Annotated in this window: 14 protein-coding genes (1 of these 14 cut by a window edge); 9 read left to right on the top strand and 5 right to left on the bottom strand. The window is 34.0% G+C overall.

All coding sequences use genetic code 11. From position 1 onward, the window contains the following. The first annotated feature begins 34 nt into the window (after positions 1 to 34). From DESTER_RS02635 to DESTER_RS02620, 4 genes are read left to right on the top strand one after another with little or no spacing between them, the layout of a single operon-like run. Complete coding sequence (locus DESTER_RS02635) at positions 35 to 1,033, top strand: IS5-like element ISDeth1 family transposase (RefSeq protein ID WP_013638119.1); 999 nt, start codon at positions 35 to 37, stop codon at positions 1,031 to 1,033. A 3-nt stretch (positions 1,034 to 1,036) separates the two neighbouring features. Then, positions 1,037 to 2,344 (top strand): IS110 family RNA-guided transposase, encoded by a 1,308-nt coding sequence (locus tag DESTER_RS02630; RefSeq protein ID WP_013638118.1) that lies wholly within the window; start codon positions 1,037 to 1,039, stop codon positions 2,342 to 2,344. 20 nt (positions 2,345 to 2,364) lie between these two features. Then, positions 2,365 to 4,479, top strand: coding sequence for a ribonuclease R (gene rnr / locus DESTER_RS02625; RefSeq protein ID WP_013638117.1), 2,115 nt, complete (start codon positions 2,365 to 2,367; stop codon positions 4,477 to 4,479). Between the two features lie 14 nt (positions 4,480 to 4,493). Continuing rightward, positions 4,494 to 5,399 carry a histone deacetylase family protein gene (locus DESTER_RS02620; protein WP_013638116.1) on the top strand — a complete coding sequence of 302 codons (906 nt, stop codon included), beginning with the start codon at positions 4,494 to 4,496 and terminating at the stop codon, positions 5,397 to 5,399. On the opposite strand, the gene DESTER_RS02615 is transcribed toward DESTER_RS02620, so the two are convergent. Both DESTER_RS02615 and DESTER_RS02610 read right to left on the bottom strand, forming a co-directional pair. Next, positions 5,391 to 7,451, bottom strand: coding sequence for an EAL domain-containing protein (locus tag DESTER_RS02615; protein ID WP_338009589.1), 2,061 nt, complete (start codon positions 7,449 to 7,451; stop codon positions 5,391 to 5,393). The two genes, DESTER_RS02620 and DESTER_RS02615, sit on opposite strands and share 9 nt — an antisense overlap. Continuing rightward, the gene (locus DESTER_RS02610; protein WP_013638114.1) at positions 7,433 to 7,696 is read right to left on the bottom strand and encodes a hypothetical protein; all 264 of its coding nucleotides are present in this window, start codon (positions 7,694 to 7,696) and stop codon (positions 7,433 to 7,435) included. The genes DESTER_RS02615 and DESTER_RS02610 overlap by 19 nt, the downstream gene beginning before the upstream one ends. Before the next feature lie 163 nt (positions 7,697 to 7,859). On the opposite strand from DESTER_RS02610, the gene DESTER_RS02605 reads away from it, so the two are divergent. From DESTER_RS02605 to DESTER_RS08480, 3 genes are all read left to right on the top strand, one after another. Continuing rightward, positions 7,860 to 8,831, top strand: a complete 972-nt coding sequence (locus DESTER_RS02605; RefSeq protein ID WP_013638113.1) for an IS5-like element ISDeth1 family transposase — start codon at positions 7,860 to 7,862, stop codon at positions 8,829 to 8,831. A 62-nt stretch (positions 8,832 to 8,893) separates the two neighbouring features. Further along, positions 8,894 to 10,420: a multiheme c-type cytochrome gene (locus tag DESTER_RS02600; RefSeq protein ID WP_013638112.1), complete on the top strand. Its 1,527-nt coding sequence runs from the start codon at positions 8,894 to 8,896 to the stop codon at positions 10,418 to 10,420. Positions 10,421 to 10,456: 36 nt separating this feature from the next. After that, positions 10,457 to 10,582: a hypothetical protein gene (locus tag DESTER_RS08480; RefSeq protein WP_013638111.1), complete on the top strand. Its 126-nt coding sequence runs from the start codon at positions 10,457 to 10,459 to the stop codon at positions 10,580 to 10,582. Here the strand turns inward: DESTER_RS08480 and DESTER_RS02595 are convergent. From DESTER_RS02595 to DESTER_RS02585, 3 genes are all read right to left on the bottom strand, one after another. Continuing rightward, positions 10,579 to 11,475, bottom strand: a complete 897-nt coding sequence (locus DESTER_RS02595; RefSeq protein WP_013638110.1) for a LysR family transcriptional regulator — start codon at positions 11,473 to 11,475, stop codon at positions 10,579 to 10,581. The two genes, DESTER_RS08480 and DESTER_RS02595, sit on opposite strands and share 4 nt — an antisense overlap. Before the next feature lie 25 nt (positions 11,476 to 11,500). Continuing rightward, positions 11,501 to 12,709: a HEAT repeat domain-containing protein gene (locus tag DESTER_RS02590; RefSeq protein WP_013638109.1), complete on the bottom strand. Its 1,209-nt coding sequence runs from the start codon at positions 12,707 to 12,709 to the stop codon at positions 11,501 to 11,503. Positions 12,710 to 13,041: 332 nt separating this feature from the next. Further along, on the bottom strand, positions 13,042 to 14,043 hold the full coding sequence (locus tag DESTER_RS02585) for an IS5-like element ISDeth1 family transposase (protein WP_013638108.1): 1,002 nt from the start codon (positions 14,041 to 14,043) through the stop codon (positions 13,042 to 13,044). 128 nt (positions 14,044 to 14,171) lie between these two features. Here DESTER_RS02585 and DESTER_RS02580 point away from each other — a divergent pair, with 128 nt between their 5' ends. Beyond that, positions 14,172 to 15,341, top strand: a complete 1,170-nt coding sequence (locus DESTER_RS02580) for a porin (protein ID WP_013638107.1) — start codon at positions 14,172 to 14,174, stop codon at positions 15,339 to 15,341. A gap of 24 nt (positions 15,342 to 15,365) precedes the next feature. Beyond that, a protein-coding gene (locus DESTER_RS08015; RefSeq protein ID WP_013638106.1) for a C-GCAxxG-C-C family protein crosses the window boundary here: on the top strand, positions 15,366 to 15,583 show its beginning. 814 nt of this gene lie beyond the right edge of the window; the window shows 218 of its 1,032 coding nt (coding positions 1-218); the start codon lies at positions 15,366 to 15,368; its stop codon lies off the right edge, out of view.

Genomic DNA, 15,583 nt, shown 5'->3' with positions numbered 1-15,583 from the left:
AATTTGGCAATATCCTAAAGAGGGTGTTTGAAAATTGCCAAAATTAAGAAAAAAGCCTATCCTCTCCGGTATGAAAGCGAAAAGACTAAATTTCCACAAAGTACTCAACCTATCAAAAACATACATGAACCGGAGAGGACAGGCTGTACTGGTATATTTATATCCTTTTAAAACCAAAAGAGGAAGACCCAAGAAATACCCTGACGAGATAATTCTTACCCTTCTTTTCCTCCAAGTAGCCTGGAACCTATCATTCAGAGACCTTGAATATTTGGCAGTTCAGATATTTGGAAGAGAGAATATTCCTGATTTTTCAACCTATTATTACCGACTCAAGCAACTACCTTCCATTCTCCTTGTAGATTTTCTGAACTTTGTCTCTCGAAGACTCTTAGGGAAGTATCATAAAGAACTAAGATTTCTGATAATAGATGGAACTGGCTTCAAATACAATGAGATTTATCCATTGAAAATTCTAAGAGGCAAAGAGATAAAGGAGGTAAAAAGCCACGTTAAAGTTGTTGTATTAAGCGTTCATCTAAAAGATGGAAAAAGGTTCATTCTTACTGCATTACCTGGAGAGAGTTACGCTTCGGAAGTGAAACTTGGAGAGAAAATAGTTAGGTGGTTAAACGAAAGGGGATTTATATGGAGAGCTTTGAAAGGAAAGCCATTTTTAGGAGACAAAGCTTATGACAGCATTAAGTTTATTGAGCTTGTTCTGTTAGTAGGCTTAAAGCCTTACATAAAGGTGAGAGAAACATTAAGGAAGGGAATTAAATCTGAGATTAGGCTTAAATGCAAAGAGCTTTTAGAATCTGATGAAATTTACAGGTTTAGAGGACTGATAGAGAGTATTTTTGGAGAAGTTAAGCAGGATGTTGGAAGTTACGAGAAAACAAAGAGCTTTCATATAGCTCAACTGTTTGTTTTAGCTAAGTTTATCCTCTTTAACATGGGAGTTTTGTTCTTTGTCTGGATGATTTTTCAAACACTCTCATATCCTAAAAAAGAGAGATTGGAGATGATATAAAAGATGTCACCCCCTGAAATTCGGGACTATAGTAAAGAGGCAACCTTTAAAGGCAGGAGGCTGGATTTTTCCCTGGGGAATAAGCCCCGTGCGTGGAGATTAGCCGATGCCTCCTGCCGGCTAATTATAGTGGCGGGAAGCGCCGTATTGGAGTATGGGAATAGTTCCGAAGCAGAGGTTGCAAAACACAAAACATATCAGGGGGTAGAGATGAAGGAGAAGGTAGAGAAAACACTGTATGTCGGAGTGGACTACCACAAAAACAGCTTTACAGCAGCTTATTTAGATTGTCTGACAGGGATACTTAATACCAAGAAGTACGAAGCAGAAGAGTTAGAGAAATTTAAAAATCACCTAACAACTTTTAGGAAAAAAGGATATTCAGTAAAAGTTGCGGTAGAAACCTTAACAGGAGTAACATTTTTTACGGAGGAGATAAGGAACTGCGTTGATGAAATAACTTACGTTAACACTAACAAATTTAAGAACATTCTAAAAGGTGTTAACAGTGCTAAAAACGACAGGATAGATGCAGAAACGATAGCCATTTACTATGAAATGGGCTTACTTCCGACAGTTTACGTCCCGACGAGAAAAGAAAAAGAGCTAAGGATAAAGATGAAAGAGAGAGATAGCTTTGTAGATATGAGAAAAGGGGTAATTAACAGACTTCATAGCCTATTGCTTGAATATGGGATAAAGACAAACAAGAGAGAACTCACCACGAAGAAAGGGATGGAAAGGATAAAGGAAGAAACGAAGAAGAAAGTGCCTCCGTCATTACGAGAAACGATATGGAGGCAAATAGAAACAATAGAATACTTAACAGATAAGATAAGAGAGACAGAAGAAGATATCAAGAGTTTTATAGGAGAAGATGAGGAGCTTAAGGGAAAAGTAGAACTTCTAAAAAGCATACCTGGAGTAGGAGATATAGTAGCTATAGCCTTTATATCTGCCGTATGTAACGAAGAGAGGTTTGAAAACGGAGACAAGGTAGCGGCTTATTTTGGACTTGTTCCTCGTGTTAATAGCAGTGGAGACGAAGTTAGAAATGGAAGGATAACAAAGAAAGGGGACAGCAGAACGAGGAACAAGATTATCCAGGCTACGAGAGCGTTATTGAACAGCAAGTTAGACAATTCAGTTAAAAGATTTTACGAAGGGTTAGTTAAGAAAGGTTTAGAGAAGAAGAAAGCGCTGATAGCTGCGGCGAGGAAATTGGTTAAAGTAATGTTCGCAGTTTTGAGAGAGAGAAGGCAATTTATGGATTTTGTTGAAAATAAATGCAACCTCTGTGTTGGGGGTTGACATCTTTCATAGGAGGAAATATGAACTTAGAAAAGGGTATATTTGAAGCTCTTGAAAAATTGAACAAACCTTTAAAGGCAAGAGAAATTGCAAAATTTTTAGGTATTCCTGTAGAAGAAAGAGCAGAGCTCCGCGAAAAGCTTAAAGAACTTTCGAAAGAAGGAAAATTAGTAAAACTCAAGGGAGCTAAATATGCTCTTCCTGAAAAACTAAATCTTATCGTTGGAAAACTTTGCGTTTACAGAGAGGGTTACGGTTTTGTAGACCCCATAAATGGAGGAAAAGGAGTTTTTGTTCCAGGCAGAAATATGAATGGTGCTATGAATGGAGATATAGTAGCTGTAGAAATTGTAAAAGAGTTTAAAGATGGTCGAAAAGAAGGCAAGATAGTCTCTGTTATAGAAAGAGCTATTAAGAAAGTAGTTGGAAGAGTAGAAAAAACAAGAAGATATTGCTTTGTTATTCCAGAAGACAAAAGAATTCGTTACGATATCCTCCTTACCTCAGAAGATTGTGAAAAAGTAGAAAATGGTGATTACGTAGTAGCTGAGATAATTTCTTACCCTTCAGAAACAAGAGGTCCTGTCGGAAGGCTTTTAGAAAATCTTGGGAAAACAGGACCGAAATTGGATATTGAGCTCATTATTAGAAAGTACGATCTTCCGGTAGAGTTTCCACCGGAAGCTCTTGAGGAAGCAGAAAAAATATCAGATGTAGTTATAGAAGAAGATCTAAAAGGAAGGGTTGATTTAAGAGAACAACTCTGTTTTACAATCGACGGGGAAAATGCAAGAGACTTTGACGATGCTGTTGCAATAGAAAAACTATCCGATGGAAACTATAAACTCTATGTTCATATTGCTGATGTTTCTCATTATGTTAAGCCTGGAAGCGCTCTTGATAGAGAAGCTTATAAGAGGGGAACAAGCGTATATTTTCCAGATCGTTGTATACCAATGCTTCCAGAGAAGCTTTCAAATGGTATTTGTTCTCTTAATCCAAATGTTGATAGACTTACCTTTACCTGTGAAATGGTTATAAATAAGAAAGGAATTGTTGTTGACTACAAAATCTACGAAAGTGTTATTCATAGTAAGGCAAGACTTACGTATACTATTGCTCAAAAAATAATAGATGGTGATAAAGAAGCTATAGACAAGTTTCCACATGTCGTTGAGTCTTTAAAAACCATGTACGAACTTGCTCAAATCCTTTACAAGAAGCGTTATAAAAGAGGTTCCCTTGACTTTGATCTCCCTGAACCTGTTGTTGTTCTTAGCACTGAAGGTGAACCAATTGATATCTATAGAGCTGAGAGACTTTGGGCTCATAGGATAATTGAGGAATTTATGATTGCTGCAAATGAAACAGTTGCAGAATATATGTTCTGGACAGATTATCCAAGCGTTTACAGAATTCACGAATCACCCGATAGAGAAAAACTTCAGGAATTCTTAAACTTTGTTAGATCCTTGGGAATAAGGGTTCCGTCAGTGAAAAATGACATCCAACCTAAAATGCTTCAAAAGATTTTAGAAGAAGTAGAAGGAAAGTCTGAAGAGAAATTAGTAAACTACTTAATGCTTCGTACTATGGCAAGAGCTAAATATTCACCTGATAACGTTGGTCATTTCGGTCTTGCCTCAACCTACTACACTCACTTTACATCACCTATTAGGCGTTACGCAGACTTGCAACTTCATAGACAGGTAAAAATGGCTCTCAATGGGGAGTTTAATTCTGAAAACATTCCTTTGTGGGAAGAAAAGTTAGAGCTTATCTGCAAGCATGTTACTGAAAGATCTATAAATGCTGATGAGGCAGAAAGAGATGTAATTGAACTTAAAAAGCTTCAGTTCGCTAAAAAACACATAGGAGAAGTTTTTGAAGCAATGATCACTGGTATTTCTGAACAAGGTCTTTATATCGAAACAATTGAACAACTAATTCCTGGTTTTATTCATGTTGCAAATTTAAGAAATGATTACTACATCTGTATCCCTAAACAATACTGTCTTATTGGAGAGAAAACTAGAACTATTTTTAGGATAGGAGATAGACTTCTTGTAAGACTAATTAATGTTGATGTTGAAAATAGAAAAGCAGACTTTGATTTTGTTAGGAAATTAAAGTAATAAGGAAAGAAAACATGAAGACTGCTATTATCTATGATGATGTATTTTTAAAACATGATTTACCTAAACATCCAGAAAACAGTTTGAGATTGAAATACTTTTTAAAGAGCTTACCTCAGTTTGATTTTCCCATTTTAAAACCAAAACCTGTAAGTTTTGAGTCTTTGGAAGCAGTACATAGTAAAAACTACATCGATAGTGTAAGACTATCTTGTCGGGAGTACTCTCCCGGCTTTTTTGATCCAGACACTTACTATAATTCTTATACTTACAACTCAGCAGTTTTTGCTGCTGGAGCAGTAGAAAAAGGAGTAGAACTTCTTTTAAATAATAAATACGAAACGGTTTTTTGTGCAGTTAGGCCTCCCGGTCATCACGCAGAAAGAGATAGAGCAATGGGATTTTGTATTTTTAACAATGTTGCAATTGGTGCTGTAAGAGCTCTTCTTTTAGGAATAAAGAAAATATTTATTGTTGACTTTGATGCTCACCATGGAAACGGTACTCAGCATACTTTTTACATAAATCCAAAAGTTTTTTATTTCTCTACTCATCAGTATCCTTTTTATCCAGGAACAGGAAGTAAAGAAGAAAATAATGAACACATTTTAAACATTCCAATACAAGAAGGTTCTGGTGATACAAAATACAAAGAAGTCTATGGAGAAATCTATAGAAAATCCATAGAAACCTTCAAGCCTGAAATTATTCTCGTTTCTGCTGGTTATGACCTTCATAAAGACGATCCACTCTCAAATCTTGAAGTTACTGATAAGGGAGTTCGATTTATATTAGAACAGATACTTTTGTCTGCCAAAGAACTTTCTATTCCCATTCTCTTTACCTTAGAGGGAGGATATAACTTTCATGCACTTGAAAGGTGTGGAAAAATTACATTCCAACTACTTAAATCAATCTAATTGAGTAGGCTTTCCTAAATAAAATCCTTGTCCATAATCTATACCGAGTTCTTCAACTTTTCTTAAAATCTCTTCAGAGGAAACAAATTCAGCTATAGTTTTGATATTTAATTCTTTACAGAAAAGAACTATGTGCTTAGTAAGAATTTCCACTTCCTTAGAATCAGGAATTTTTTTTATGAGACTTCCATCTATTTTAATGTAATCAGGTTTTATGGTGGAAATGTATTCAAAGTTAGAATATCCACTTCCAAAGTCATCAATTGATAGTTCAGCATTGAGCTCTTTTATTTTAGAGTAAAACTCTTTTAAAATTTCAAGACTGTTAAAAGCTTCTGTTTCAACAATTTCAAAACATATATTAGCAGCTATTCCTGAATTTTTAACTCTTTCAAGGAGCCAATTCTTCATTTCAGTAGAAGCTAAATCTTCTGAAGATATATTCATAGAAATTTTAATATTTCTCTTTTTAGCTATTTCCAAAGCCTTTTCCATTAATCTCTTTGATAACTTTAGATATATACCTGTTTTCTTAGCTATTGGCAAAAACTCATTTGGAGATAATAGCTTTCCTTCTTCATCAAACACTCTCATTAAAACTTCATATTTTTCAACTTCTCCAGTTTTAAGATTAACTATAGGCTGAAAGAAAGGAACTATTCGATCATTTTTTATAGCTTCTTTTAATTTTGAAGCAACGATAATGTTCTTATGGAGATCTTGATATATTTTCTGAAGTTCTTTATCAAATACATAAAGATTCATATTTCTTTTCTTTGCTTCTTGTTCTGCAATTTCTGCTTTTATTATTAAATTATCTTTGTTAGTTGATATTCCTGCTGTAACATCTAACTTGAATTTTAATCCTTCTATTTCAAAAGTTTCTTCTTCTAAGCTCTTTATAAGATTCTTTATAAAACCTATAAAGAATTCATCACTTAGACTTTTACTACAAGTTAAAACGCCAAACCTATCTCCTCTAATCCTATAAACATTAGTTTCTTTCGATTCTTTCTTAACAATTTTCTTTAAGTTCTTAGCAAACAAACTTAAAATTTCATCTCCTTTCGTTAAACCAAATAGTTCGTTAAGTTCTTTAAAGTTTCTTATATTAATTAGAGCAAAGTATACTTTTTTAGAAGGATCTATTTTTCTGATGTCTTCTTCTAACTTACGTCTATTAGACAGCTTTGTAAGTTCATCTTTATAGACTTTTATAATAAGTGTTCTTCGTGCTCTTTGTAGTAATCTGTTTTTCTTTAACACTTCTTCTAAAGAGAAGTTCAATTTTTTCAATAGGAATAGAATTACTACCATAGAAATTGTAAGAATTATTAACAATACTAAAATTGCAAAGAGTACTCCTTTTTTTATTTTTCTTAAGAGCTCTTCTTTTAAACTTATTATTTCTTTGGTTATATCAATTTTTTTAACATAACTTCCTACTACTAAATTCCATTGTGGAAATAATCTAACATAATAAATTCTATCTTTATCATTGAAGAAAATTCCTTTTCTAAGTTTTTCTTTATCTACCTGTTTTAACCTAGGAAGAAAATTAGTACTTAAAACAGTGTCTTTTTTGTTGTCGTTCAAATCAACTACAAATAAATTAAAACTAGAATGTTCCTTAATGTGTTTCTTAAAACACTCTTTTATATATTCTTTTAAGTTTTGACTAGAAGTACCTCCTACTATCCAATTGTATGGTTTAAAGAGTTTTACAAAATAAATCCTTTCACTTGTCCAGACAGTTCCTTGATTTTTTGGTGAGTAAAGAACAACCGTTAAAAACTTTTTGAAGACAGAAATTTCTTTTTCATCGTTTTCATTCCAAATGTTTTTTCTTTCTATCGTTGGAAGTAAAGGACTTAGAACGATAGAGCCTTTTATAGAGTCTATGAATATGTATGTCTGATCGTTTAATGAATTATGCTTTCGCAAAGCTTCTTTTATTAAATTTTTTATCTTTTCATCGTTATGATTCTCTTTTTTACAATTTCTATAAATGGATTTAGCAATATTATACGCTTCTAAGACATTTTCTTCAATTTTTTTTTTAATCTCTTCTTTGATTCTCTTTCCAATTCTCGAAAAGTAGAAAATGTAGAATCAACTATGTTCTTTATTCGTTTTCCATTTTGACTAACAACTGCAATATATATTGTTCTTTCGAGCTCATTTTGAAAAATTTTTAGGTTAAAAACGAAAATAAAAAAAATTACTGAGAAAGCTATAAAAATAATAGCAACTAATCCTTTTATAAGTCGGATATCTTTTTGCTTTCTTAGATTCACTTATTCTCCTGTGGAACTTCCAAAATTTTTGTAGTAAGAATAACTGTTTTAATTATAGGAGATAATCTACTGAAAATCTATTTAAGAAAATAAAAATTTACTTTTTCTTTATAAGAAGAAAAGTATAAAATAACTTGACAACTAAAGTGAGGGTGTTTGAAAATTGCCAAAATTAAGAAAAAAGCCTATCCTCTCCGGTATGAAAGCGAAAAGACTAAATTTCCACAAAGTGCTCAACCTATCAAAAACATACATGAACCGGAGAGGACAGGCTGTACTGGTATATTTATATCCTTTTAAAACCAAAAGAGGAAGACCCAAGAAATACCCTGACGAGATAATTCTTACCCTTCTTTTCCTCCAAGTAGCCTGGAACCTATCATTCAGAGACCTTGAATATTTGGCAGTTCAGATATTTGGAAGAGAGAATATTCCTGATTTTTCAACCTATTATTACCGACTCAAGCAACTACCTTCCATTCTCCTTGTAGATTTTCTGAACTTTGTCTCTCGAAGACTCTTAGGGAAGTATCATAAAGAACTAAGATTTCTGATAATAGATGGAACTGGCTTCAAATACAATGAGATTTATCCATTGAAAATTCTAAGAGGCAAAGAGATAAAGGAGGTAAAAAGCCACGTTAAAGTTGTTGTATTAAGCGTTCATCTAAAAGATGGAAAAAGGTTCATTCTTACTGCATTACCTGGAGAGAGTTACGCTTCGGAAGTGAAACTTGGAGAGAAAATAGTTAGGTGGTTAAACGAAAGGGGATTTATATGGAGAGCTTTGAAAGGAAAGCCATTTTTAGGAGACAAAGCTTATGACAGCATTAAGTTTATTGAGCTTGTTCTGTTAGCAGGCTTAAAGCCTTACATAAAGGTGAGAGAAACATTAAGGAAGGGAATTAAATCTGAGATTAGGCTTAAATGCAAAGAGCTTTTAGAATCTGATGAAATTTACAGGTTTAGAGGACTGATAGAGAGTATTTTTGGAGAAGTTAAGCAGGATGTTGGAAGTTACGAGAGAACAAAGAGCTTTCATATAGCTCAACTGTTTGTTTTAGCTAAGTTTATCCTCTTTAACATGGGAGTTTTGTTCTTTGTCTGGATGATTTTTCAAACACTCTCCAACTAAAGTTGACAACAATACTTTTTAAAAGGTATACTATTAATTAAAAATCAGAACAGGAGGTAGCTATGAGAGGGCTAATGAAATTAGCCACCATAGCAGCTGCAGGTATTTTATCACTTGGTATTTATACTACCGATGCAGCTGCTAAGTACGACTACACAAACTACTCAGCATCTGGTCTCTCCAAAGAGTCATCCCAGTGTCTTGACTGTCACCGCAAGGCTACACCATTTGTAGTAAACGACTGGAAGAGATCAAAGCACTTTTACAACGGAGTAGGATGTTACGAATGTCACAAGACAGACGAATCTAACCCAGCAGCATATGACCACTACGGATTCACAATTTCAACACTAGTAACACCAAAGCAGTGTGGAGTATGTCACCCAAAAGTTGCAAAAGAATACATGGACTCAATTCACGCACACTCTGGATTAATTTCCCAGAAAGCAGAAGCTAAGTCTGGTGGAAACTTTGCAGTAATCGTAATGCAAATGATGGGATGGGACAAGAACACAGTAATACCGCACCAAACAACAAACGGAGAATCTACATGGGACGATATAATAAACGACCCATGCTGGCCATACGCTGGAGTACCAAACAACCTCAAGACACCAAGACCAAAAGCATCAGCAGTAATTAAGATCTTTGCGAACTGGGGATGTTACTCCTGTCACGGAACAAAGATAGAGATAGCGAAAAAGACGAAAGACAAGGTAGTATTTGACCTACGTACATGGCCAATGATAGGGGCAGGAACTATCAACCCAGACGGAACAATAGGAAACTGTGCAGCATGTCACCCATTCCACAGCTTCAGACTCAAGATAGTAAGAGCAGGAATAGGAGCATGTGGAAGATGTCACGAATCTGAAGACCATCCAAACTACGAAATGTTTGGAAAATCAATGCATGGAGCAATGTTCTTATCTCAGTTTGATGAATGGAACATGGATGCCCCAGCAATAAAGGCTGGTCAAGACTACTTTGCGCCGACATGTGGAACATGTCACATGGGAGCAGTATATCAAGGAGATAAAATGATATATGCTCCAACCCACAACCCAGCTTCAATCTGTAAGTGGAAGCTTGGAATGTGGAAGTTAGTATTTGTAAGGAAAGCGGGAAGACCACACCCAGGACTACCAAGCGTTAAGTATCCGACAGATGGAATCAAGAACAGAGAAAGAGCATTTGCGATGTGTACCCAGTGTCACACCAAGCAGTGGGTAGCAAACTGCTTCATAGGTGGAGACCTCACAATGGGAGTACTTGACTACTTCAGAAGAGTAGCGTTCCAGGTTGAGAGAGACCTTGAGAAGGCGGGACTTAACACACCACTTGACAGGAAGATAGTAAGAGACATTGGAGCGATGGCAGTTAGACCAACAGAGATAGCGATGTTCCACTATGCACCAGGATACATTTGGTGGGAAGGAATCTACAGGGTTGCATTTGAGCTTGTAGAGTGGCTTGAAAGCAGTGTAGAGCCAAGACTTGGAGCAGATTACGTAAGCAAGTACGTATCCTGGATTAAGAAGCACGTGAAGAAGGTAGAGAAGTACAAGAAGAAGCATCACATTCACTAATAATTAGGAAATAATCTTTAAAGGGAGGAGAGTCTTTTGATTCTCCTCCCTTTATTTTTTTGTGGAGTAAAAGATTTAATTAAAGAAGAAATTAAGGAAGAAGAAAAAAAGAGTAAAAAAGAAGAAGGAAAAGAATGTAAAAAAAAAGAACTAAGATTTTAACTTTGCTGAATTGGTTGCTGAAAATTTAAAAGGTAACCTATAAATTCTCTTGCTAACATGTTAAGAGAACAATCTTTATGTATCAATAATGAAAATTTTCTTGTTATTTGAATATCTTTTGTTTTTATGATCTGTACGGTAGAGTCATCTTTTACTGCTACTTCAGGAACAAAAGCTATAACATTAGGATTTTTGGAAACGAAATTAATTATGGAAGTTGTATTTCCAATCTCAGCAAATATTTTCATATTGCTAAAGGTAATATTAAATTTAGAAAGTATCTCTTCTATTAAATTTCTTGTACCTGAACCTCTTTCTCTCACTACAATAGGATACTTTAATAGATCCTCTATAGAAAGAACATCAGGAATGGGACTTTCTTTTGCTTTTATTAGTACTAATTTATCTTCTTTTATTGGAATAATACTTAAAGCTTCGTCTTCAGCTTTTCCTTCTACAATACCAAAATCAAAATAACGAGAAAGGATATTTTGAACAACCTCTTCAGTGTTACCTATAAGCATTTCAATACTAATATCCTTATTCTGAATAAAAGATTGAATTATTCCAGGAATAAACCAATTTCCAACAGTAGTGCTTGCTGCAAATCTTAGTTTTTCTCTTGTATTTTTTGATAGTTTAATCATTAAATTCTTAATTCTATCTAGGCTTTCTATTGCTATGTCTATTTCTCTGTAAAGAATTTCTCCGTAAGAAGAAAGAGTAAAAGATTTCCCTTTTCTAACAAAAAGAGGAGCTCCAAGAAACCTTTCAAGACTCTTTATCCTGTTTGTTATAGCCGGTTGGCTAACATTTAGTACCTTAGCTGCTGCAGAAAAGCTCTTTAAATCCACTACAAGCTTAAATGCCTTAAGAGTATTATAATCAACCATTTCTTCTCCTCGTAATAACTTTTAGTTAATTTTCCTGTTGAGCTTTTTTGAGAGCTCTTTTAAGTATATCCTTGATATCATCAAATATTTCGTTATCATATGCCTTCTTTATGAGCTTAACGTTTTTCTTCAATTCTTTTGGATTTAAGTTAGCTAAAGCTATAGCAGCATTTTTTCTAATAGTATCATCAAGCTCAAGATTTGTAATGAGTTCATAAAGTATTTTTACGCTATCTTTACAATCAACTTGCCCTAAAGCCCAAATAGCTGCAGCTTGTACATCGTTTGATTTGCTATACACGTTTTTCTCTATGAAATTACAGTAGTTTGTAAGTTTATGTTTACCAATGTAAGTAAGCAAAGCTATTTTCGTGATATCATCACTATCATCAATAAGGGAATTTATTACCGATGGAGGAAGATTTGTCTTTATAGTAGCTAGTCTTAAAGCAAACTTCTTTTTAAAAGTTGGTTTTATTAAGAGTTTCTTTATTAATTTATAAGCATTTTGATGGTCTGTTGCGATAAGAGCATCAAAAGCTAAAGACTTTAAATCCTCATTAGTACTTTTTGTTAAAATTTTTTCTAGCTTAGGAACGATATCACCTGTAGGATAATACTTGAAATAGGTTAAAGCTACTAACTTATCTTCATCCTTTCTAGAGTTAAGTAGTTTCATCATATAATTCTTTGCTGGTTTATACTGATGGATACCAAGAATTTCAGCAAATTTTGTTCTTAAGTCACTTTTATTTTCCTGCTTTAAAAGTTTAAAAATCTTTTTATCACACAGTCCTTTATATTGAAGTAAGGCCATTAAAGCGTATCTTTTTATATTAGGATTTTTACTATCAACTAACTTACACATCAACTTACCTACTTTTTTATCATCAAAATCTACAAGAGCCGAAACTATACTTTCCTTAACTCTTTCTGATTTTTCCTTTTTAAGAGCTTTTAAAAGACAATCTTCTGCCCTTTTATCATCAAAATTTCCTAAGCCATCTGCTGCAGCAGCTCTTACCTCCTCATTTTTATCCTTTAAAAGCATTTCACAAAACTTAGGGATATATGCTGGATCTCCTGTCTGTGATAGATAAAAAACAGCTGCTTTTCTTACAGCTGGATCTGGATCGTTAAGTTTAAATATTTTTAATTCGTTAGCACTATTAGCGTTAGCAACTATAGGCGAAATAGAGAGAAAAAGAAAATAAATGAGTTTTTTCAGTCTCATAATTTATTGACCTCCTAATTTAGATATTAAGTGGAATGTGTAAATGGATTATATTACATCAATTTAAAAATGTCATCTTCTAAGTCATGAAGTTCTTTTTCTTTCATCTATAGGTTTAGGTTATCAAGATTTTAAATATTGCTTTTTTAGTAAAAATTAAAGTATTGTAGAAATTTTATCTTTGAACTTCAATACTACCTAAGTAGTTATTATTATTAAACCTCTTTAAATTAAATTTCTTTTATTTTATTAAGCTTTCTCTTGAAAATTTAAAAAAATTTTTTTCCAAAAATTGATAAAACTTAAATAAAGGAAAGGCTTTTTAATTATTTTTAATCCAGTGTAATCAAAAGTTTCTCTTTAAATAGTGAGAGTGTTTGAAAAATCATCCAGACAAAGAACAAAACTCCCATGTTAAAGAGGATAAACTTAGCTAAAACAAACAGTTGAGCTATATGAAAGCTCTTTGTTCTCTCGTAACTTCCAACATCCTGCTTAACTTCTCCAAAAATACTCTCTATCAGTCCTCTAAACCTGTAAATTTCATCAGATTCTAAAAGCTCTTTGCATTTAAGCCTAATCTCAGATTTAATTCCCTTCCTTAATGTTTCTCTCACCTTTATGTAAGGCTTTAAGCCTGCTAACAGAACAAGCTCAATAAACTTAATGCTGTCATAAGCTTTGTCTCCTAAAAATGGCCTTCCTTTCAAAGCTCTCCATATAAATCCCCTTTCGTTTAACCACCTAACTATTTTCTCTCCAAGTTTCACTTCCGAAGCGTAACTCTCTCCAGGTAATGCAGTAAGAATGAACCTTTTTCCATCTTTTAGATGAACGCTTAATACAACAACTTTAACGTGGCTTTTTACCTCCTTTATCTCTTTGCCTCTTAGAATTTTCAATGGATAAATCTCATTGTATTTGAAGCCAGTTCCATCTATTATCAGAAATCTTAGTTCTTTATGATACTTCCCTAAGAGTCTTCGAGAGACAAAGTTCAGAAAATCTACAAGGAGAATGGAAGGTAGTTGCTTGAGTCGGTAATAATAGGTTGAAAAATCAGGAATATTCTCTCTTCCAAATATCTGAACTGCCAAATATTCAAGGTCTCTGAATGATAGGTTCCAGGCTACTTGGAGGAAAAGAAGGGTAAGAATTATCTCGTCAGGGTATTTCTTGGGTCTTCCTCTTTTGGTTTTAAAAGGATATAAATATACCAGTACAGCCTGTCCTCTCCGGTTCATGTATGTTTTTGATAGGTTGAGTACTTTGTGGAAATTTAGTCTTTTCGCTTTCATACCGGAGAGGATAGGCTTTTTTCTTAATTTTGGCAATTTTCAAACACCCTCTTTAAATAGTTGACATGGCTATCAAATTTTGATAAATTTGCCATAAGTTACTATAAGACATTAATATATAATTACGAGTACACAAGTGTAAAAATCTTAAAAGGAGGTGTAGGATGAGGAAGTTCCTCGCAGTCTCAACAGTCTTCATGTTATCTCTTGGTTCTGTAGCTGCCTTCGGGCAAGAAGTTTCAAACGACGAAGTTTTAGAAAAGCTTCAGCAATTAGAACAAAAAGTTGCTGAGCTGGAAAAAGAAAACGAAAGCCTTAGAAGTCTTGTAAGAAAGTCTGGTTATACTGTTATGCCAAGAAAGAGAACAGAGAAGCTACAAGTTGATGGTAGAATTCTTTTAAGATGGGACCAAACTAATTTTGATTACGAGGGAGGAAATAATAAAAACATATATGGAGAAAAAGCAAATGGATTAGTAGCAAGGAAAGTAAGATTTAGATTCCATGGAAATCTTAATGACAATATTGGTTATATGATTCATGTTAGAGCAGATAGAGGAGAAACAGTAGAGCTTTGGGATGCATTCATTGATTATAAGTTTGATGCAGTTCCTTTAAAACTTAGAATGGGACAGCAGAAAATACCTGTTTCAATGTCATATCTTAAACCTGGTCCAAAGATTATTTTCCCAGAAAGACCAATTGCTGTTAGAAAAATGGGTTCTCATAATAGAGATCTTGGTATAAGAGCAATCTTCTCTCCAATGAAGAAACTAAAACTAGAAGCTGCTGTTATGGATGGTGAAGGATTTTCTACTTTAAGAAATGATGACAAGAAATACTCTTACATTCTTGCTGTAGATAGTACTCCTATTAATAGTTCTGACTTTAAGTGGAGGATAAGAGCAGCTTATGAAGGGGGTTATGGTTGGGCTGCTTACAATGATAAAAAAGTAGCTAAGAGAAACCTTTTTGATCTTGAAACAAAACTTGATATTAAGCCTGTAAACTTAGCTTTAGAAGCAGGTTACCTTCATGATAATCCTAACAAAAGTACTGTAACAAAATATGCTTTAAAAGGAAATGTTGCTGGTTATTATCTCCAAGCAGATTATGCTGTCCCTGGATTACAAAAGCTTCATTTAATTGGAAGATACTCCGAATTTGATAAAGACACTGATGTTTCAAACAATGAAGAGAAGTATGCATCTGCTGGTTTTTACTATCTCCTAAATGGCTGGCAAGCTGCAATTAGGGGAGCTTATGTTCATGTGATTGATACTGCTTCAAATCAAAAAGATTTAATTTCTGCTGAATTCCAGCTTCTATTCTAAAAAACAAAAAAGGAGGTTTTCATAATGAAAAGAAGGGACTTTGTTAAGGGATTGCTTGTAGCTTCCGGTGCAGGGCTTATGAGCCTTCCAAAAGCTGGTTTTGCTGAAGAGGCTCCTGCTGCCGGGGCCTCCCCTAATATGGAAAATGCTCCTTTTCTTCCTTGGGGTTATGTAGAACTTGACCCTGAAGAAGCAATGAAACGTGGTTATCTTGGATACTTCGTTGGTGAATGTTCAGCAGG

Source organism: Desulfurobacterium thermolithotrophum DSM 11699, assembly GCF_000191045.1.
Taxonomy (GTDB): domain Bacteria; phylum Aquificota; class Aquificia; order Desulfurobacteriales; family Desulfurobacteriaceae; genus Desulfurobacterium; species Desulfurobacterium thermolithotrophum.
Note: the sequence above shows the minus strand (reverse complement) of the source record. Positions and strands in the feature narration are given on the sequence as shown.

Excerpts from the sequence above, each read along its gene's own strand:
- DESTER_RS02630 (WP_013638118.1), top strand. The coding sequence starts at position 1,037 with ATGTCACCCCCTGAAATTCGGGACTATAGTAAAGAGGCAACCTTTAAA.
- rnr (WP_013638117.1), top strand. The coding sequence starts at position 2,365 with ATGAACTTAGAAAAGGGTATATTTGAAGCTCTTGAAAAATTGAACAAA.
- DESTER_RS02620 (WP_013638116.1), top strand. The coding sequence starts at position 4,494 with ATGAAGACTGCTATTATCTATGATGATGTATTTTTAAAACATGATTTA.
- DESTER_RS02600 (WP_013638112.1), top strand. The coding sequence starts at position 8,894 with ATGAGAGGGCTAATGAAATTAGCCACCATAGCAGCTGCAGGTATTTTA.
- DESTER_RS02595 (WP_013638110.1), bottom strand. The coding sequence starts at position 11,475 with ATGGTTGATTATAATACTCTTAAGGCATTTAAGCTTGTAGTGGATTTA.
- DESTER_RS02590 (WP_013638109.1), bottom strand. The coding sequence starts at position 12,709 with ATGAGACTGAAAAAACTCATTTATTTTCTTTTTCTCTCTATTTCGCCT.
- DESTER_RS02580 (WP_013638107.1), top strand. The coding sequence starts at position 14,172 with ATGAGGAAGTTCCTCGCAGTCTCAACAGTCTTCATGTTATCTCTTGGT.